This is a genomic window from Streptomyces sp. NPDC003635 (assembly GCF_053587635.1).
Genome location: NZ_JBSFOK010000003.1, coordinates 250,872 through 269,556, shown reverse-complemented (window position 1 = coordinate 269,556; position 18,685 = coordinate 250,872). Strand labels below are relative to the sequence as shown.

The following is an 18,685-nucleotide window of genomic DNA, read 5'->3' as shown; positions in this document are numbered from 1 at the left end:
ACCGTGCCGGGGACGTCGGCTGCCTTACGGGCGAAGCCGTAGGGCACGGGACCACTGCCGACGCTCTAGCGCTCGTACCGCTGAGGGTGTCCCCCCGGGAATCCGTACGCACAGTGCCGTACGGACGAGGGGCTGTCGGGTCGGAGCCGATCGGGCCACCGACCGGGCATCCTCATACGTGCGGCCCGTCGAATACTCGGCAGGCGCATTACCACCATACCCCGGAATCACGCACACGTGATGGCCGATTTGGTCACGTAGCCGTCGTCACACTGATTGACCAGGGACTTCCGTGGCACGGCGAGCGGACTATTGTGCGCTTCATGACGACGCCTGACAACACCTCTGACGCACCCGCCGAGCACACCGGAGTGGCCGCCCGGGACTGGGCCCAGGCCTCCGCCGACCCGCAGTACCAGGCCGCGGTCGTCGATCTCCTCGGCGCGCTCGCGTACGGCGAGCTCGCGGCGTTCGAGCGGCTCGCGGAGGACGCCAAGCTGGCGCCGACGCTGGCGGACAAGGCGGAGCTGGCGAAGATGGCGTCGGCCGAGTTCCACCACTTCGAGCAGCTGCGCGACCGGCTGACCTCGATCGGTGAGGAGCCGACGGCCGCGATGGAGCCGTTCGTCGCCGCGCTGGACGGCTTCCACAAGCAGACGGCGCCGTCGGACTGGCTCGAAGGGCTCGTCAAGGCGTACGTCGGCGACTCGATCGCCAGCGACTTCTACCGGGAGGTCGCGGCTCGCCTCGACTCGGACACGCGCGAGCTGGTCCTGGCGGTGCTGGACGACACCGGCCACGCGGGGTTCGCGGTGGAGAAGGTGCGGGCCGCCATCGACGCCGATCCGCGGGTGGGCGGGCGGCTCGCCCTGTGGGCCCGGCGGCTGATGGGCGAGGCGCTGTCGCAGTCCCAGCGGGTGGTCGCCGACCGTGACGCGCTGTCGACGATGCTGGTCGGCGGGGTCGCCGACGGTTTCGATCTCGCCGAGGTGGGGCGGATGTTCTCCCGGATCACCGAGGCGCACACGAAGCGGATGGCCGCGCTGGGCCTGGCGGCGTAGCGCTTCCCGAGGGCGGCTCGGGGCGTTGCGCGGCTCGCGGTCGTGTGTGGCCGGTCGCGCGGTTCCCCGCGCCCCGGGGCGTTATCGCTTCACGCCGTCGCCCGACGGCCCAGTCTGCCCCCCGAAGGGCGGAGCAGGAGCGAGAGGGATGCCGCCGAGAGCGCCGCGGCTCCCACGAGGATCAGGAACAGGTTGCCCAGGTCCAGCGCCGTGTGGGTGACGAAGGCGCCGAAGAGGGCCCCGGCGACTCCCGTCGCGAAGACGAGGGAGCGGGCGGGCAGACGGTGTGGCAGTCGGGCCGTCGCCGCCCATGACAGGGCCAGGCCGAGGATCGCGGCACTCAGCGCTTCCAAGAGCATGTTGGGGTCCCTCCCAATGGCCGGCCTGCTCGGTACGGTCGTCGTCCGTCATACCCCTGACCTGCGGAATCCAATCCTCCCCTGTGTTGGACTTGTGCTCCATCCGTGAAGGAGGGCGGGTGGGGACGGAGTCGAGGAACGACGAAGGGCCCGGCGGTTCGAAACCGCCGGGCCCTTCTGTGCAGCTGCCGCTTACAGCGCGCCGAAGCCCACCTTGCGCGGGGCCGCCTCGCCGAGCTCGACGTACGCGAGACGGTCGGCCGGGACGAGGACCTTGCGGCCGTGCTCGTCCACGAGGCTCAGCAGCGCCGACTTGCCGGCCAGCGCCTCCGACACGGCCCGCTCGACCTCCTCGGCGCTCTGACCGCTCTCCAGAACGATCTCGCGGGGCGCGTGCTGCACGCCGATCTTGACCTCCACGGCTATGTCCCTCCGACGGTCAGTGAAGTGCGCGACAGTCCGCGCCGTACCCAGCACACATTAGCCCGGTGAGGGGACGTACACGCTCCGCCCGGGAACGCCAGGAGCGAACACCGGGTGGGAACAGAACGTCGGGGAGCCGCTTCTCAGTGGTGCTGGTCGGTCCCGTGCAGCGGGAAGCCCGCGATGCCCCGCCAGGCGAGCGAGGTCAGCAGCTGCACCGCCTGGTCGCGCGGGACGCTGCGGTCGCTGTGCAGCCACGAGCGGGCCACGACCTGGGCGAGGCCGCCGAGTCCGGAGGCCAGCAGCATCGACTCCGCGCGGGACAGGCCCGTGTCCTCGGCGATGACGTCGCAGATCGCCTCGGCGCACTCGTTCGTGACCTTGTCCACGCGCTCGCGCACGGCGGGCTCGTTGGTCAGGTCCGACTCGAAGACCAGCCGGAAGGCGCCGCCGTCGTCCTCGACGTAGGCGAAGTAGGCGTCCATGGTCGCGCGGACGCGCTGCTTGTTGTCCGTCGTCGACGCGAGCGCGTTGCGTACCGACTGGATCAACGACTCGCAGTGCTGGTCCAGCAGGGCGAGATAGAGGTCGAGCTTGCCCGGGAAGTGCTGGTAGAGCACGGGCTTGCTGACGCCGGCCCGCTCGGCGATGTCGTCCATCGCGGCCGCGTGGTAGCCCTGCGCCACGAAGACCTCCTGCGCGGCGCCCAGCAGCTGATTGCGTCGGGCACGGCGCGGCAGGCGCGTCCCTCGCGGGCGTGCCGCCTCTGTCTGCTCGATGGCTGTCACGCCGCCTCCCAAAGTCGTCCACATGCGGTGTGCGCCGCGCCGCCATCGTACTTTTCGGTAACCCGGGTGTGCGCGGTGCGAGCGCAGAATTTCACGGACCGGACGGTGACGAAAGCCGTGCGGAAGGTTTCAAAGCCGGGTGAGCGGGGCAAAAACCGGCCTCCCTTCTGCTCAGTGGTGCCCTTCGGCATCACCGGTCACCGATAGTCGTCCTCGTCGTGCGAGACGACCCGGGCCTGTTCCGCCAGGTCGGCGACGTTGGCGCGGTCCTGGTTGAGGTCGGTCAGCGGGTCGTCGCGGTTCGGCGCGATGTCGGCGTGCTGCTCGGCGGCGTCCGCCGGCGGCGCCTCGACGTCGAACTCCTCGGCTTCCTCGGTCTCCTCGGCCTCGAACGTCTCGGGGTCGGTGGGGTCTACGGCCATGGTGGGCTCCCTTCCTTCGAACGTCCCTGGGGAAAGCAGGGGCCACATCCGGGTGCCCTCTGTATGAGGTTAGGAGACACCCGATTCGGACGCTATGCGATCCGCGTCCGTGACGTCACTCCCCGCGCACCCGCCCCCGTAGCGTCAACCACGGGGACACACGGCCCTCTTGTGACGGCGAACACATGAACCACTGCGTGATCGTCTCGTAACATTGCCGCATGTCTTCGACCGAGCTGCCGTCCGCCGCACCGGCGGCCAACGTCCTGCCGAAGGTAACGCCCGTCAGGGTCGCGGAGGGCGAGCGGCTGCGCTCGGTCGGGCTGCCGGGGATCACCCTGACGGTACGGTCCAGGCCGCCGGCCCGCGAAGGGCTGCCGCCCGCGCTGTTCGTCCATGGACTCGGCGGTTCGTCGCAGAACTGGTCGGAGCTGATGCTCCAACTGGAGGCCGTCGTCGACGGCGAGGCGGTTGACCTGCCCGGCTTCGGGGACTCGCCGCCGCCGGACGACGGCGACTACTCGATCACCGCCCACGCACGGGCGGTGATCCGTTATCTCGACGCCTCGGGGCGCGGCCCCGTCCATCTCTTCGGCAATTCGCTCGGTGGCGCGGTCGCCACGCGCGTCGCCGCCGTACGGCCCGATCTCGTCCGTACCCTCACGCTCGTGTCGCCCGCCCTTCCGGAGATCCTCGTCCAGCGCACCGCCGTGCCGACCGCGCTGCTGGCGCTGCCCGGAGTGGCCACGCTCTTCACCCGGATCACCCGCGAGTGGTCGGCGGAGCAGCGGGTCCGCGGGGTGATGGCGCTCTGTTACGGCGACCCCGGGCGGGTGACCCCCGAAGGGTTCCGCAACGCCGTCGAGGAGATGGAGCGGCGGCTGCGACTGCCGTACTTCTGGGACGCGATGGCGCGCTCCGCGCGGGGCATCGTCAACGCCTACACACTCGGCGGCCAGCACGCCCTCTGGCGCCAGGCCGAGCGGGTCCTCGCCCCGACGCTCCTCGTCTACGGCGGGCGGGACCAGCTCGTCGGCTACCGCATGGCGCAGCGGGCGGCCCGCGCGTTCCGCGACTCCCGGCTGCTGACCCTGCCGGACGCGGGACACGTGGCGATGATGGAGTACCCGGACGTGGTGGCCCGGGCCTTCCGTGAACTGCTCGCGGAGAGCGAGGGCGGTGCCGATGCCGTCCCCGAGGACAGAGGAACCCTGACCGAGACCACGGGGAGCTGAGGCGCGCGTGGGACGCCACAGCCGGCGCGGGCCCGCGCCCAAGGCCCCCAAGGGCGACGCCGCCGCCCGGCGCGGCACTCCGGCCCCGCAGCCGATTCCCCGTCCCCCTGACGGGACGCCCGCGCGCGGGGGCCCCCGGTTGCCGGACGGGACTGCGGCGCATGGGTTTCCTCGGTTGGCGGACGGGACCCCGGCTCATGGTCTTCCGCTGCTTCCCGATGGGACACCCGCGCGCGGGGTTCCCCGGTTGCCGGACGGGACTGCGGCGCATGGGTTTCCTCGGTTGCCCGAGGGGACTCCGGCGCATGGTTTTCCACGGTTGGCGGACGGGACCCCCGCTCATGGCAGCCCTCGCCTTCCCGACGGGACGCCCGCGCACGGCTTCCCGCCGGTGCGTGGGGGGCACCCCGAGCAGCGTGAACGCGGTGGTGGCTGGGGGGAGTTGAGGCGCGGGCCGGTGGCGCCGGGTGCCGAACCGGCGGGGGTCGGGATACCGCGTCCGCGGCCCGCCGGGCTCAGGAGCGGACCCCGGCAGGAGTATCTCGACGCCTTCGGTGCGGACGTCGACGTCTTCACGCCCCGTACCTCCGCCGATCCGTACGCCTCCGTCACCGACTGGTCCGCCGATGGTGCCGGTGTTCCCAGCCGGACGGGGTACGACGATGCGCCGCCAACGGGTGCACCCGCCGTGGGCAAGGGCTCCAAGGGGCGCGCCTTCGCCGGTATCGCGGCCGCCGCCGTCACCACCGTGCTCGCGGTCGTGGTCGCCGGGCAGGTCACGTCCCGCGGCGACGACGCCGACGTACAGCCGCAGGCCGCCACCGACCAGGCGCGGGACGCGCGTGACCCCGCCTCGCGGAGCGACGGGCGGCCGACGCCGTCCGAGCCGGCGGTGGTGCCGCTGACGTACGAACAGAAGATCGGCCAGAGGTACGAGCTCAGCGCCACGCTCGACGGCTCGGGGGAGTTCGACGCGGTGAAGGGTGTCGACAAGGCGCCCGGCAAGGGGCAGAAGTTCACCTACCGCGTGGACGTGGAGCAAGGGCTCGGCCTGGACGGCGAGCTGTTCGCGCAGGCCGTGCAGAAGACGCTGAACGACGACCGGAGCTGGGCGCACAACGGCGCCCGAACCTTCGAGCGTGTCTACTCGGGCAAGCCCGATTTCGTGATCACTCTGGCCAGCCCGGGGACCACCGCCGAGTGGTGCGCCAAGTCGGGCCTGGACACCACCGTGGACAACGTCTCCTGCGACTCGGCCGCCACCGAGCGGGTGATGATCAACGCCTATCGGTGGGCGCAGGGGGCGGAGACGTACGGCGACGAGATCCACGCCTACCGGCAGATGCTGATCAACCACGAGGTCGGCCACCGGCTCGGCTTCAGCCACGTCACCTGCGACAAGGACGGCGACCTCGCGCCGGTCATGCAGCAGCAGACCAAGTTCCTGGACCACGACGGGATCAGCTGCCGTCCCAACCCCTGGGCCTACCCGGGGAGCTAGCCGCCTCCTGACGAAGCGTGATCGCTTGATCCCGTAGCGCGACCGAACGTTACCCGCGCGGGAAAGTTACGACCGTTCACCCCTTTTGGTGGCGCGATGGACAACCGTCCGTCGCGCCACCGCCTTGTCCGCATACGTTCGTCCCGCTGCGAGCCGCCGGCCCAACGGCGGCTCCCCTTACGGGAGATCGGGGGTGCACTCGTGCGGATCGGACTGCTTACGGAGGGTGGCTATCCGTATGTGAGCGGTGACGCCAGGCTCTGGTGCGACCGGCTCGTGCGCGGGCTCGGGCAGCACGAGTTCGACGTCTACGCGCTCAGTCGCAGCGAGCGCCAGGAGGACGAGGGCTGGGTTCCGTTGCCGTCGCAGGTCAGGCGGGTGCGGACGGCGCCGCTGTGGAGCGCCCCCGATGACGGGGCGGTGTTCGGGCGGCGGGCGCGCCGGCGTTTCGTGGAGCATTACGGCGCACTGGTGGGGGCGTTGTGCGCCGGAGCCGATGACGGGCGTGCGGATGCTGTCGCGGCTCGCGAGGGTGCGTCGTCCGCCGGTGCGTTGTCCGCGGGTGCGTTGTCCGGGGGTGCGTCGTTCGGGGGTGTCGCGGCCGCGGGTGTGTCGTCCGCGGCCCCGTCCGATGATGTGGCGGACCGTTTCGGCAGTGCCCTGTACGGGCTCGCCGAGCTCGCCCGCGACGAGGGCGGCCTGGCGGACGCACTCCGCTCCGAGACCGCCGTACGGGCGCTGGAGCGCGCCTGTCGTGCGCCGGGCGCCCTTCGTACGGCGCGCGAGGCGCGCGTGCCTGATCTGCTCACCGTCGCCGCGCACCTGGAACGCGCGCTGCGCCCCCTCTCGCTCGACTGGTACGAGGACGACGGCCTGGGCGAGGTCGACCTCTGTCACGCCGCATCCGGCGGCACGGCGGCCCTGCCGGGGCTGCTCGCCCGGCACTTCTCCGGCGTGCCCCTGCTGGTGACGGAGTACGGCGTGCGGCTGCGTTCGCACTACCTGGCGGCCTCCGACGCCCCGCCCGCCGTACGGGCGCTGCTCGCAGCCTTCCACGGCCGGCTCGCCGCCGAGATCTACGGCCGGGCCGAGATCGTCACCCCCGGCAACGCCCATGCCCGCCGCTGGCAGGAGCACTGCGGCGCCGACCGCGCCAAGCTGCGCACCGTCTACCCCGGGATGGACGCCTCCCGGTTCGCGGAGGTCGGCGAGGCGCCACAGGGCGCGGACCCGGACACCGTTGTCTGGGTCGGCCGGGTGGAACCCGCCAAGGACCTGGTGTCCCTGCTCCACGCCTTCGCCGAGATCCGCAAGGAGGAGCCGAAGACACGGCTGCGCGTCGTAGGCGCCCCCGCCGGTGCCGAGGGCGAGGCCTATCTCGGCCACTGCAAGGCGCTGGCCGCGCAGCTCTTCCCCGACGAGGCGGACGGGCTGCACACCGTCGGCGACAACCCGGTCTCCTTCGAGGAGATCGGCGGTCCGGAGCTGCCGACGCTCGCCGAGGCGTACGCCGCGGGCGCCCTGACCGTCCTGTCCAGCGTCGTCGAGGGGTTCCCGATCAGTCTGGTCGAGGCCATGTTCTGCGGCCGTGCCACGGTGTCCACGGACGTCGGGGCGGTGGTCGAGGTCATCGGCGGCACCGGGCTCGTCGTGCCCCCGCGCAACCCGCGGGCTCTCGCGGAGGCGTGCGTGGCGCTGCTGCGCGACCCCGAGCGCCGTGCGCGCCTGGGCGCGGCGGCACGCGCGCGTGCCCTGGAACTCTTCACCGTCGAGCAGAACATCGCGGCATTTCACGGCATTTACCTGGAGATCGTCGCGCGCTGCCCGGTGCGCCGGGTCGTCCTCGACGAGACCGGCGAGCCCCTGCCGTTCGCCGTCCCCGCCGAGGCGCATGTACCCGGCCGCTGGACGGGTCCTGTCGCGCGGCTGATCGGTCGCGGTGGGCCCGGCGGACCCGGCGGACCCGCTTGGGCCGCGGGCCCGCCTGTACGGGCCACTCCCCACGTGGCCGCGGAGGGAGCGCGATGAGCGGACTCGGCGAACTGGACCACCCCGGCACTCCGACCAGCCCCGGGGGCTGGGACGCGCGGTCGCAGGGGTGGCTGGGGGCGGAGACGGACGGCTCGGGGGTGGGGGAGTCGGACGTGCGGAAGCCGGACGTACGGAAGCCGGTCGTAGGGGAGTCAGGGGTACGAAAGCCGGTCGTAGGGGAGTCGCCGGAGTCGGAGTTCTCGGCGCCGGAGTCGGGCGGGCCGGATTCCCTCGTACTGGAATACGGCGTACCGGATTCACCCGCCCCCGGGGCGGACGCGCCGGGTTGTGCGCCCTCGGTGGAGCGGACGCGCCAGGCCTCCGCGCCCGCGCGCCGAACCGCCGTGGACCCCGTGAAGGCGCTGATGCATCGTCATCGCGAGCTGTGCGAACGGGCCGTGGACCCCCTGGAGATCGCCGCCGGACTGGAGGCGCACGGTGTCACCGACCGCACCGCGGCCCGCTTCCGGCACCGGGACGTCTTCTCCCTCGCGGAGGAGATCTACGCGCGCGTGCCCCGCGACCGGGACACCGAGGCGCCCACCACGACCCCGGCGCCTCCCCGCGCGCGGGCCGACTGGGCCGTACTCACCCTGCTTCCCGGAGTCCTGTGCGCCGCCGCCGTCACCGCACTGCGGCACACCGACGGGCAGGCGCGCCTGGCCGTCGCCGTCGTGGGCACCGTGGCCGTGGCCGGGGCGGTGCGCGCGGCCCTGTCGCGCGGACCCCTGCGCGGCGCGGACCGCGGCCGGCGCCCCACCGCCGTCTGGGTCTGCTGGCTGATCGCCTACGCGGCCCTGGGCGACGGACTGCTCCGCTCGGCCCTCTCCGGCGGCCCCGACACCCTGCCCACCGGGTCGCCCGACGACGGCTGGCCCCTGGCCACCGCCGCGGTCCTGGCCCTCGCCCTCGCCTGCGCCCCCGCCGCCTGGTGTGCCCACCTCTTCGCCGTCCGCGCCCGCCGCAGACTCGCGGCCAGCCGGGGCCTGCAGGAGTACGCCACCTCCGTACAGCCCCTGCTGCTCGGCGTGTTCGCATTGTTCCTGGGCTCCCTCACCGCCCTGCTGGCCCTGTCCGCCGTCACCCTGGACGAGCCCGCCGCCCCCGCCCAGGTCCTCTCGCTGGGCGCCCTCCTGCTGCTCGCCCGCCTCCTCGCCGCCCACGGCTTCACCCACGCCCCCGCGGCCGTGCTCGCCGTCGCGGCGGCCGCCGAGGCCGGTGCCCTCGCCTCGGTGTTCGCCGCCCGTCTGCCCGGGTGCGGCTTCCTGGCCGGCCCCGTGGAGTCCCTCGTCAGCGCGTGGGGCTCGGGGGCCGTCCCCGCGCTCGTCTGCGGGACGGGCGCACTGACCCTGATCGTCCATTCCTCCCGCACCCTCACCCGGGCCTCGGCCCACGCCACGCCGGACGCGCCGTGCTGACCCGGCGAGCGAGCGCGGGCTCCCTCCCCGCGCCGAGCCTCCCGACCAACCCTTCGAAGGAGAACCGCACATGATCACCTCCCGACCCGAGACCTCGGCCCCGGGAGCCGCGCGATGAGAGTCCTGCTGATCGGAGCCAACGGCTACCTGGGCCGCTTCGTCGCCGACCGCCTGCTCGCCGACCCCGCCGTCCAGCTCACCGCCCTCGGCCGCGGCGACGACGCCGACGTCCGCTTCGACCTCGCGTCCGGCAGCCCCGGCGCCCTCACCCGCTTCCTCGACGCGGTCCACCCGGGCGTGGTCGTCAACTGCGCCGGTGCCACCCGCGGCGGGGCCCGTGAACTCACCCGTCACAACACCGTCGCCGTCGCCACCGTCTGCGAGGCGCTGCGCCGCAGCGGCTGCGGAGCGCGTCTGGTGCAGATCGGCTGCGGCGCCGAGTACGGCCCCAGCCAGCCCGGCTCCTCCACGGCCGAGGACGCCGTCCCCCGCCCCGGCGGGCCGTACGGCGTGAGCAAACTCGCCGCCACCGAACTCGTCCTCGGCTCCGGCCTGGACGCCGTGGTGCTGCGCGTCTTCTCCCCGGCGGGCCCCGGCACCCCCGCCGGATCGCCGCTCGGCCGGCTCGCCGAGGCGATGCGCCGCGCGATGCAGTCCGGCGACGGCGAGCTCAAGCTCGGCGGGCTCGGCGCCCAGCGCGACTTCGTCGACGTACGCGATGTCGCCCGCGCCGTCCACGCGGCCTCCCTCTCCGCCGCGCAGGGCGTCATCAACATCGGCTCCGGCCGCGCCGTCCGGTTGCGCGACGCCGCCGCGATCCTCGCCCGCGTGGCCGGGTACGGCGGCGCCCTCCACGAACTCGACGGCCCTCCAGGACCGCTGCGGGCGTCCATCGGCCACCCCCGCACCGATTCGGACCACGCCGCCCCCGTCGCCTACCCGTACCCGGACGGCTGCGGCAGCTGGCAGCAGGCCGACGTGCGCACCGCGCGCGACCGACTCGGCTGGCGCCCCCGGATCAACCTCGAGGAATCACTCGCCGACATCTGGATGGAGGCGGCATGCCGCATCTGACCAGCGCCAGCGTCAGCACTGGGACGAGGGGCGGGGGCGGCATGCCGCGCCTGCCCGGCACCGGCACGCGAACCGGGACTAGGACGGAGGCGGGATGTCGCGGCTGACCAGCATCGAACTCGGCACCGCCCACACCGATCTGCGGACCGGTCTCGGTGTGCCCGGTTTCGCGCACCCGCTCGTCGCCCCGGCCGAGTGGGCCGAACTCACCCGTCCCGGCACCCCCGTCCACTGGGCCGCCCTCGACGTCGCCGACGGTCCCGGCAGCCGCCCCGACCCGCACTGCCTCCAGGCGGCGGCCCGGCTGCGCACCGCCGGGGTCCGGGTCCTCGGCCGGCTGGACACCACCTACGGCGCCAGTGCCTTCGGGGAGGTGATCTCCGAGGCCCACCGCTACCTCGACTGGTACCAGGTCGACGGCTTCCTGGTGGACCGCTGTCCCACGGAGCGGACAGCGCTCGCCGAGGTGCGGCGCACGATCACCGCACTGCGCGCGCTGCGTGACGACGCCCACATCGTCCTCGGCCACGGCACCCACCCCTACCCGGGTTATGCCGAGCACGCCGACCAACTGGTCACCTTCTCCGGCCCGTGGAGCGACTACCGCTGGTCGCAGGTGGCGGAGTGGACGGCCGAGTATCCGCCCGACCGCTTCTGCCACTTCGTCCACGGCCTGCCCCGCGGCCATCTGGAGGAGGCGCTGCGGGTCGCCCGCTGGCAGGGGGCCGCCACGATCTGGTTCACGGACCGTACGGACGACGGCGGCCGGACCGATCCCTGGGAGACCATGCCCGGCTACTGGGACGAAATCGTCTCGCGGATCGGAACAGGTGTCTCGGAATGAAAAAGGCCATGGCACTGTTACGGAGAGAACAACCGTAGTGATGAACCGACCAACGGAGCCCCCGTGTCGCTGCCACCCCTGGTCGAGCCAGCCTCTGAGCTCACCGTAGACGAGGTCCGCAGGTACTCCCGCCACCTGATCATCCCCGACGTGGGGATGGACGGGCAGAAGCGGCTGAAGAACGCCAAGGTGCTCTGTGTGGGCGCCGGCGGCCTCGGCTCGCCCGCGCTGATGTACCTGGCCGCCGCGGGCGTCGGCACCCTCGGCATCGTGGAGTTCGACGAGGTCGACGAGTCGAACCTGCAGCGGCAGATCATCCACAGCCAGGCCGACATCGGTCGGTCCAAGGCCGAGTCCGCCCGTGACTCCGTCCTCGGCATCAACCCGTACGTGAATGTGATCCTTCACGAGGAGCGGCTCGAGGCCGACAACGTGATGGACATCTTCAGCCAGTACGACCTGATCGTCGACGGCACGGACAACTTCGCCACGCGCTACCTGGTGAACGACGCCTGTGTGCTGCTGAACAAGCCGTACGTCTGGGGTTCGATCTACCGCTTCGACGGCCAGGCCTCGGTCTTCTGGTCGGAGCACGGTCCCTGCTACCGCTGCCTCTACCCGGAGCCCCCGCCGCCGGGCATGGTCCCCTCCTGCGCCGAGGGCGGCGTCCTCGGCGTCCTGTGCGCCTCGATCGGCTCCATCCAGGTCACCGAGGCCATCAAGGTCCTCACCGGCACGGGTGAGCCCCTGGTCGGCCGTCTGATGATCTACGACGCCCTGGAGATGCAGTACCGTCAGGTCAAGGTCCGCAAGGACCCGAACTGCGCGGTCTGCGGCGAGAACCCGACCGTCACCGAGCTCATCGACTACGAGGCCTTCTGCGGCGTCGTCTCCGAGGAGGCCCAGGAGGCGGCGGCCGGCTCGACGATCACTCCCAAGCAGCTCAAGGAGTGGATCGACGACGGCGAGAACCTCGAGATCATCGACGTCCGTGAGATCAACGAGTACGAGATCGTCTCGATCCCCGGCGCCAAGCTGATCCCCAAGAACGAGTTCCTCATGGGCACCGCCCTGGAGGGCCTGCCGCAGGACAAGAAGATCGTCCTGCACTGCAAGACGGGTGTCCGCAGTGCCGAGGTCCTCGCGGTCCTGAAGTCCGCGGGCTTCTCCGACGCCGTCCACGTCGGCGGCGGCGTGATCGGCTGGGTCAACCAGATCGAACCGCACAAGCCGGTCTACTGACCTCAGGTCTCCCTCGCGTCGGGGGCCGTGTGCACCAGGGGTGCGCGCGGCCCCCGACGTCGTCAGGAGCAGACCTTGCCGTCCTTCGGGACCGTGCCCGACAGCAGGTAGTCGTCCACCGTGGAGTCGACGCAGTCGCTGCCGCTGCCGTAGGCGCCGTGGCCCTCGCCCTTCCAGGTCAGGACCACACCGACGTCCTCGCCCAGTTCGTCCGCCATCTTCCGGGCGCCCTCGTAGGGGGTCGCCGGGTCGCCGGTGTTGCCGACCACCAGGACCGGCTCCGCGCCCGGCGCGCTCACCTCCGCGGTGTCGTGCTGACCGGGTACCGGCCAGTCGTGGCACCAGCCGGCCGTGTCCCAGCCCAGGAAGGTGCCGAACACCGGCGAGATCTTCTCGAACTCGGGCAGCAGCTTCTTCGTCTCCTCGGCGGTCGGCCGCTGCTTGGCGTCCAAGCACGATATGACGCGCTGCGAGTGGGTCGTCGTGCCGTAACGCCCGGACGCGTCACGCTCGTTGTAGCCGTCGGCCAGCGTCAGCAGCTCCGAGCCGTCGCCCGACTCCGCCGCCTCCAGCGCGCTGGTCAGCGTCGGCCAGCTGGACTCGCTGTACAGGGGCAGCACGATGCCGGTGACGGCCAGCGTCTGCGTGAGCTCGCGCTCCGAGGACGTCGGCAGCGGGTCCGCGTCGATCCGCTTCAGCAGGTCCGCGATCTTCCGCGTGCCCTCCTGCGGGTCCTGCCCGGTGGACTTCAGGTAGTTGTTCAGCGCCCGCTGGAACCCCCGGGCCTGGTTCTTGGCGTGGGCCACGGTGTCGGCGGAGGGGTCGACGACCGCGTCGAGGACCAGTCGGCCCACCTTCTCGGGGAACAAGTGGGCGTACACGCCGCCGAGTTCGGTGCCGTAGGAGATGCCGAAGTAGTGCAGCTTGTCGTCGCCGAGGACCTGGCGCATCAGGTCCATGTCGCGGGCGGTGTCGGTGGTCGAGACGTGGGCCAGCAGCGGCCCCGCCGCCTTTTCGCAGCCCTTGCCGAAGGCGGCGGCGTCCTTGAGGTACGCCGTCTCCTCGGCCGCGGTGTCCGGGGTGGCGTCCACGGCCTCGGCGGCCTGGATCTCCTTGTCGCTGCGACAGCGCACGCCCTCGCTGGCGGCGACCCCGCGCGGGTCGAAACTCACCAGGTCGTAGCGCTCGCGCAGGGCGGACGCGGTGGAAGCGTAGTAGGGCATCATCGACACCCCCGAGCCGCCCGGGCCGCCGAAGTTGAACAGCAGCGAGCCGATGCGGTCGTCGCCGGTCGCCTCGGCGCGGATCAGCGCGATCCCGAGCGTCTCGCCCTCGGGCCGTGCCCAGTCCAGCGGCACCTCGAGCGTCGCGCACTGCCAGTCACCGCCCGGTGCGGCGGAGTCCTCGGTGGCCTCGCACTCATCCCAGTCGAGCTTCTGCGAGGTCAGGTGGGCGGGCAGCGGCGCCGCCGCGTCGGAGGAAGCGGCTGACGGGCTCTTGCTGCCGCTCTTCTCGCCGCCCTTGCCGTCACCGCCTTCGTCGTCTCCCGAGCTGCACCCCGTCACCAGGAGTGCGGTGGCGGCCGTCAGAGCCGCCCACCGTACGAAACGCGCCATGTGCCTACCCCCTCGTATGCCGTCCGCGCCGTGCAGCGGATGGCGGTCAGGCCATAGTAGGCGGAGTCCACGTGCCCTGCTCCGGCCTGTGGATAACCCTCTGACCTGCGGTTTTGTGAAGGGTTGCGCAGGTGTCAGGAACAGACGGTGCCGGCCGCGGGCACCTTTCCGTCCAGGAGATAGCCGTCCACCGCGTTCTGCACGCACTTGTTCTTGCTGTCGTAGGCCCCGTGCCCCTGCCCCTTGTACGTCAGCTCGACGCCCACCCCCTCGCCCAGCGCCTCCACCATCTTCCGGGCGCCCTCGTACGGGGTGGCCGGGTCGCCGGTGTTGCCCACGACGAGGATCGGCGCCGATCCGGGGGCGCTCACGTCGGGGTGATCGGCGGCGCCGGTCACGGGCCAGTCGGTGCAGCTGATCATGCCCCAGGCGAGGAAGTCGCCGAAGAGGGCCGAGGCCCGCCGGAATTCCGGCAGCTTCGACTCGACGAACTCGGCGGTGTAGCGCGGCTTGTCGTCGGCGCAGTTGATGGACACGTTGGCCGCGGTGATGTTGCTGTACTCGCCGTTCTCGCTGCGGCCGTTCATGGAGTCGGACAGCAGCATCAGGATCCTGCCGTCACCGTCGTACGCCTGCTGCAGGCCCTCGGTGAGGTACGGCCAGAAGTCCTGGGAGTACAGGGCCTGCGCGATGCCGTTGGTGGCGGCGGTCTGGGTCAGGTCGCGCGGGAAGATGCCCGGCAGCGGTGTGCGGTCGAGCTCCGTCAGCAGCGCGGCGATACGGTCCTTCACGTCCTGCGCGCTGTCGCCGATCGGGCAGTCCTCGACCTGTGAGGTGCAGTCCTCGGCGAAGTTGTCGAGCGCCCGCTGGAAGCCCTTGGCCTGACCGAGCGAGCCCTGTTCGGGGGTCTGCGTCGGGTCGACGACCGCGTCGAAGACCGCACGGCCGACGCGCCGGGGGAACAGATGCGCGTACACGCCGCCGAGTTCGGTGCCGTAGGAGATGCCGAAGTAGTGCAGCTTGTCGTCGCCGAGGACCTGGCGCATCAGGTCCATGTCGCGGGCGGCGTCGGTGGTCCGTACCCGCGGCAGCATCTTCTCGGAGTTCTTCTCGCAGGCCGCGTTGAACTCCTTGGTGTTGTCCAGCAGCTCGGTGCGCTCGGCGGCGTCGTCGGGAGTCGCGTCCTGCTGGAAGTAGGCGTCGAGCTGCTGGTCGTTCTCGCACCGCACGGGTGCGCTGCGGCCGACCCCGCGCGGGTCGAAGCTGACCAGGTCGTACCGGGTGCGCAAGGTGGCGTAGTCCTCGCCGAAGGCGGGCAGCGTGGTGACGCCCGAGCCGCCGGGGCCGCCGAAGTTGAACAGGAGCGAGCCGATGCGCCGGCTGTCGTCGCCGCTTGCCTCCGCGCGGATCAGCGCGAGGCCGATCGTGTCCCCTTCGGGCTCGTCCCAGTTCAAGGGCGCCTTCATGGTGGCGCACTGCCACTCGTCGCCGTTCGGCAGCGGAGAGGGTGGGTTGCCGCCGCCCTCCGCCTGGGAGGGGGCCGGGCAGTCCTTCCAGCTCAGCTTCTGGGCCGTCAGATCCTCGTCCTGGGAGTCGTCGGAGCACCCCGCCAGCAGCGAGGAGAGCAGCAGGGCGGTGGCGGCGAGGACGGCGGTGCGCAGGCGGGAGGGGTTCGGCATGATCCCATCCTGCGGTCGCGCACGACGGGACGCTCGGGGCACGGGCCGTACGAGGTACGGGCCGTGCCCGTCGCTACAGCGCGCCCTTGCGGGTGAGCTGGTTGAAGGCCAGCCAGCCCGGCAGGACGGGCAGCCACAGGGTCAGCAGCCGGAACAGCAGGACCGAGGGAGCGGCGACCTCGCTGGGCAGGCCGACGGCGATCAGACCGACCGTCAGCGTGGCCTCGACCGCGCCCACACCGCCCGGTGTCGGGGCGGCCGAGCCGAGCGCGTTGCCCGCGAGGAAGACGACGGCGACGCTGGCGATGCTGATCGACGTCTGCTCGTCGCCGAACGCGCGGATCGACGCGTCCAGGCACATCACGAAGCACGCCGTCAGCAGCAGCATGCCGCCGATGCCCGTGATCAGCTTCTGGGGCCGCTGGAGCACGTCGAGCATGCGCGGCACCACGCCCGCGAAAAGTGACCGCACGCGCGTGACGACGAACTTGCGCAGGAACGGCACCGAGGTCACCACGAGCATCAGCACCGCGACCGTCAGCAGACCCGCGATGACCGTCCGGGACGGCGACAGCGACGGCGTCTTCTCCGTACCGGTCAGATAACCGAAGGACAGCAGCATCAGGATGTGGCAGCCGAGCCCGAACAACTGGCTCGCGCCCACACTCGCCACCGCGAGCCCCGGCCGTACGCCCGAGCGTTGCAGGAAGCGCGTGTTGAGGGCCACACCGCCCACCGCGGCGGGCGCGACGATCTTCACGAAGGATCCGGCGACCTGCGCCCCCACGGTCCGCATGAACGGCACCCGCTCCGGCACGAACCCGAGCAGTGCCATCGCCGCCGCGAAGTAGCTGGCCGCCGAGAACAGCACGGCCGCGGCGACCCAGCCCCACTCGGCGTTGGCGACGAGCGGACCGAACTCGATGTGGGTGAGCTGGGTCAGCAGGAAGTACGCGCCGATCGCGCCGGCGATGAAACTGATCAGCGTGCGCGGCCGGACCCGCTCCAGACGGGCCGGCTCGACCGGCGCCTGCGGCCTGATCAACAGCACCTCGTGCCGGATCTGGGTGAGCAGATCCTCCTCGCGGGCTTCCTCGATGGCCTCGTCGATGGCCCGCTTCTCGGCCCGCGCCTGCGCGCGTACGGCCTTTTTGGCGGCCTTCTCCAGCACTACGGGCGTCCCGGAAGCCTCCTCCGCCTTCTCCGAAGCGGCCTCCGCGCGCGCGTGCTTGGCCTGCCGGGAGGCCTCCAGGACCGCCTCGCGCTCGCGTTCCGCCCGCTCCCGGGCCAGTCGGCGCAGCGTCGCGCGCGTGGAGCGCGTCAGCGCGATGGGCTGGAGCATCGGCAGGCAGTCGGCCACCGTGTCGGGGCCGAGGACGGCGACCGCGGAGGCGACGGCGCGCTCGGCGCCCACCCGGAGCCCGAGCGTGGTCACGAGCTGGGCGATGTCCATGCGCAGCAGCAGTTCGCCGGCCGCGATCTCGCCGCCGCGCAGATCGGTGAGGATCACCGTGCCGGAACGATCCACCAGAATCGCGTCACCCGCGAGCCTGCGGTGCGCGATCCGGCGGGACTGCAGCGCCCGCACCTGGTGCCAGGTGTTGTGCAGCAGTTCGTCGGTGATCTCCTCGTCCGCGAGCGAGTCCAGCGTGCGTCCGCCGCTGTGCTCGTAGACCAGCATCACCGCGTCGGGGCCGAGCTCGGAGGTCGCGATCAGCTTGGGCGCGTTGGCGCCGGCCGCGATGGCCGCGTAGGCGAGCAGCGCCTCCTGCTCCAGGGCCTGGCGCAGCGACTGCAGGCTGCGGCGGGTGGCGATGCCGCGCAGGGTCAGATTGCGCCAGACACGGTAGAAGAAGCCCTGCGCCTGCTGTTCACGGTCGACCACCGTGACGTCCAGCGGTGGGCCGTCCTCCAGGGTGACGAAGTAGCGTCGGCCGCGGTCGCCGCTGTCGCCGTGGTCCCCGGTCTCGTCGCGGGCCGCGCTCACCGGGCGGAATCCGACGGTCCGCAGGCCCGCCATCAGCGTCCGGCCGGTGGGCCGGACGTTGGGGGAGCCGACCGCGTACAGCGTGCCGTAGGCCACCGTCCAGCCGATCAGCACTGTCAGGATGATCGAGAACGGGGTGGTGTACCCCGTGACGAGCATCGAGAAGGCGTCGAGCAGCAGCACGATCCACAGCACGGCGCGCCATCTGGGTCGGCGGGACATGCCGACGGCGGTCATGTACGCGATGACCGGGGCCAGGTAGCCGTGCACAGGGTCGGTGAGCGCCGCGATGTCGCCGGGGGAGGGCTGGGTGAGCGCCTCCTGGATCGAGTCGGGCGCGGCCTCGGCGACCCAGAGGTCGGTGGCGAGCGTCACACCGTGCGCGAGGACAGCCGCGAGCACGCCGTCGGCGATGCGCAGCCCGTCGCGTTTGATCAGCCGTTCGATCGCGAAGGCGACCGGGACGAGCAGGATCGCGATGCTGGAGGCCAGCCCCGCGATCTTGATGAGAAGGTCGGGCGCCTGTCCGGTGCCCTTGTTGATGTCCTGTTCGAGGCCCGAGGTGGTGCCGTGCGCGAAGGCGGCGACGGCGAGCAGCACGGCCACCGCGAGCACGCCCACCAGCAGGCGCATGAGGTCGGAGGGGCGGTGCACGCGCGCGGGGAGCAGCGGTTCGTCGCCCTCCACCTCCTCGGTGTACACCTCGTCGGGGTCCGGTTCGGGAACCTGCCCGACGGGCTTGTCCGCGTCGTTCGTGTCCCCGCCCTTCCGGTCGGTGGCGGCGCCCTGCGCGTCCTCGGAGACACCGGGAGTGCCCTCGGAGGCGCCTGGGGTGCCCTCGGCGGCGTCCGGGCGCGACGAAGCCTCAGAGGTGCTCTCCGCATCCTCGGGGTGCACACCCTGCTGCTTCATCGTCTCTTCTTGATCTCGTATCAACGGTCACCGCCCGCATGATGGTGGCATGCCCCACCGACACGCGGGGGCGTCAGGGTGCAGGTGCGGGGG

At 72.0% G+C, this 18,685-nt stretch carries 15 protein-coding genes; 8 read left to right on the top strand and 7 right to left on the bottom strand.

All coding sequences use genetic code 11. From position 1 onward, the window contains the following. Positions 1–323 precede the first annotated feature (323 nt). Positions 324–1,061 carry a ferritin-like fold-containing protein gene (locus ACWDRW_RS04980; RefSeq protein WP_451720197.1) on the top strand — a complete coding sequence of 246 codons (738 nt, stop codon included), beginning with the start codon at positions 324–326 and terminating at the stop codon, positions 1,059–1,061. Between the two features lie 89 nt (positions 1,062–1,150). Here ACWDRW_RS04980 and ACWDRW_RS04975 read toward each other — a convergent pair whose 3' ends face one another. The 4 genes from ACWDRW_RS04975 to ACWDRW_RS04960 form a co-directional block, all read right to left on the bottom strand. Beyond that, entirely contained in the window at positions 1,151–1,420 is a 270-nt protein-coding gene (locus tag ACWDRW_RS04975; RefSeq protein WP_451720194.1) for a hypothetical protein, read from the bottom strand. A gap of 192 nt (positions 1,421–1,612) precedes the next feature. Then, positions 1,613–1,840, bottom strand: coding sequence for a DUF3107 domain-containing protein (locus tag ACWDRW_RS04970; RefSeq protein WP_361527432.1), 228 nt, complete (start codon positions 1,838–1,840; stop codon positions 1,613–1,615). Positions 1,841–1,986: 146 nt separating this feature from the next. Next, on the bottom strand, positions 1,987–2,631 hold the full coding sequence (locus ACWDRW_RS04965) for a TetR/AcrR family transcriptional regulator (protein ID WP_451720191.1): 645 nt from the start codon (positions 2,629–2,631) through the stop codon (positions 1,987–1,989). Positions 2,632–2,828: 197 nt separating this feature from the next. Further along, on the bottom strand, positions 2,829–3,053 hold the full coding sequence (locus tag ACWDRW_RS04960) for a hypothetical protein (protein ID WP_451720188.1): 225 nt from the start codon (positions 3,051–3,053) through the stop codon (positions 2,829–2,831). 221 nt (positions 3,054–3,274) lie between these two features. Between ACWDRW_RS04960 and ACWDRW_RS04955 the strand changes: the two genes are divergently transcribed. The 7 genes from ACWDRW_RS04955 to moeZ all read left to right on the top strand — a co-directional run bounded on the left by ACWDRW_RS04955 (position 3,275) and on the right by moeZ (position 12,398). After that, the gene (locus ACWDRW_RS04955) at positions 3,275–4,288 is read left to right on the top strand and encodes an alpha/beta fold hydrolase (RefSeq protein WP_451720185.1); all 1,014 of its coding nucleotides are present in this window, start codon (positions 3,275–3,277) and stop codon (positions 4,286–4,288) included. A 7-nt stretch (positions 4,289–4,295) separates the two neighbouring features. Further along, positions 4,296–5,789, top strand: coding sequence for a DUF3152 domain-containing protein (locus tag ACWDRW_RS04950; RefSeq protein WP_451720182.1), 1,494 nt, complete (start codon positions 4,296–4,298; stop codon positions 5,787–5,789). Positions 5,790–5,990: 201 nt separating this feature from the next. Continuing rightward, positions 5,991–7,817 carry a DUF3492 domain-containing protein gene (locus ACWDRW_RS04945; protein WP_451720179.1) on the top strand — a complete coding sequence of 609 codons (1,827 nt, stop codon included), beginning with the start codon at positions 5,991–5,993 and terminating at the stop codon, positions 7,815–7,817. Then, positions 7,814–9,238: a hypothetical protein gene (locus ACWDRW_RS04940; RefSeq protein ID WP_451720176.1), complete on the top strand. Its 1,425-nt coding sequence runs from the start codon at positions 7,814–7,816 to the stop codon at positions 9,236–9,238. Before ACWDRW_RS04945 ends, ACWDRW_RS04940 begins: the two co-directional genes overlap by 4 nt. A 114-nt stretch (positions 9,239–9,352) precedes the next feature. Then, a complete protein-coding gene (locus ACWDRW_RS04935; RefSeq protein WP_451720173.1) occupies positions 9,353–10,312 on the top strand; it encodes an NAD-dependent epimerase/dehydratase family protein in 960 nt (319 codons plus the stop codon). 94 nt (positions 10,313–10,406) lie between these two features. Beyond that, entirely contained in the window at positions 10,407–11,156 is a 750-nt protein-coding gene (locus tag ACWDRW_RS04930) for a spherulation-specific family 4 protein (RefSeq protein ID WP_451720170.1), read from the top strand. A gap of 63 nt (positions 11,157–11,219) precedes the next feature. After that, positions 11,220–12,398, top strand: coding sequence for an adenylyltransferase/sulfurtransferase MoeZ (gene moeZ, locus ACWDRW_RS04925; protein WP_451720167.1), 1,179 nt, complete (start codon positions 11,220–11,222; stop codon positions 12,396–12,398). Positions 12,399–12,460: 62 nt separating this feature from the next. On the opposite strand, the gene ACWDRW_RS04920 is transcribed toward moeZ, so the two are convergent. The 3 genes from ACWDRW_RS04920 to ACWDRW_RS04910 all read right to left on the bottom strand — a co-directional run bounded on the left by ACWDRW_RS04920 (position 12,461) and on the right by ACWDRW_RS04910 (position 18,592). Further along, positions 12,461–14,014, bottom strand: coding sequence for an alpha/beta hydrolase (locus ACWDRW_RS04920; protein WP_451720164.1), 1,554 nt, complete (start codon positions 14,012–14,014; stop codon positions 12,461–12,463). A 134-nt stretch (positions 14,015–14,148) separates the two neighbouring features. After that, on the bottom strand, positions 14,149–15,693 hold the full coding sequence (locus ACWDRW_RS04915) for an alpha/beta hydrolase (RefSeq protein WP_451720161.1): 1,545 nt from the start codon (positions 15,691–15,693) through the stop codon (positions 14,149–14,151). 73 nt (positions 15,694–15,766) lie between these two features. Continuing rightward, the gene (locus tag ACWDRW_RS04910) at positions 15,767–18,592 is read right to left on the bottom strand and encodes a lysylphosphatidylglycerol synthase transmembrane domain-containing protein (protein WP_451720158.1); all 2,826 of its coding nucleotides are present in this window, start codon (positions 18,590–18,592) and stop codon (positions 15,767–15,769) included. Between the last annotated feature and the right edge of the window lie 93 nt (positions 18,593–18,685).

Coding starts and splice junctions, on each gene's coding strand:
- ACWDRW_RS04980 (WP_451720197.1), top strand. CDS start 324: ATGACGACGCCTGACAACACCTCTGACGCACCCGCCGAGCACACCGGA.
- ACWDRW_RS04975 (WP_451720194.1), bottom strand. CDS start 1,420: ATGCTCTTGGAAGCGCTGAGTGCCGCGATCCTCGGCCTGGCCCTGTCA.
- ACWDRW_RS04960 (WP_451720188.1), bottom strand. CDS start 3,053: ATGGCCGTAGACCCCACCGACCCCGAGACGTTCGAGGCCGAGGAGACC.
- ACWDRW_RS04955 (WP_451720185.1), top strand. CDS start 3,275: ATGTCTTCGACCGAGCTGCCGTCCGCCGCACCGGCGGCCAACGTCCTG.
- ACWDRW_RS04940 (WP_451720176.1), top strand. CDS start 7,814: ATGAGCGGACTCGGCGAACTGGACCACCCCGGCACTCCGACCAGCCCC.
- ACWDRW_RS04935 (WP_451720173.1), top strand. CDS start 9,353: ATGAGAGTCCTGCTGATCGGAGCCAACGGCTACCTGGGCCGCTTCGTC.
- ACWDRW_RS04930 (WP_451720170.1), top strand. CDS start 10,407: ATGTCGCGGCTGACCAGCATCGAACTCGGCACCGCCCACACCGATCTG.
- ACWDRW_RS04920 (WP_451720164.1), bottom strand. CDS start 14,014: ATGGCGCGTTTCGTACGGTGGGCGGCTCTGACGGCCGCCACCGCACTC.
- ACWDRW_RS04915 (WP_451720161.1), bottom strand. CDS start 15,693: ATGCCGAACCCCTCCCGCCTGCGCACCGCCGTCCTCGCCGCCACCGCC.
- ACWDRW_RS04910 (WP_451720158.1), bottom strand. CDS start 18,592: ATGAAGCAGCAGGGTGTGCACCCCGAGGATGCGGAGAGCACCTCTGAG.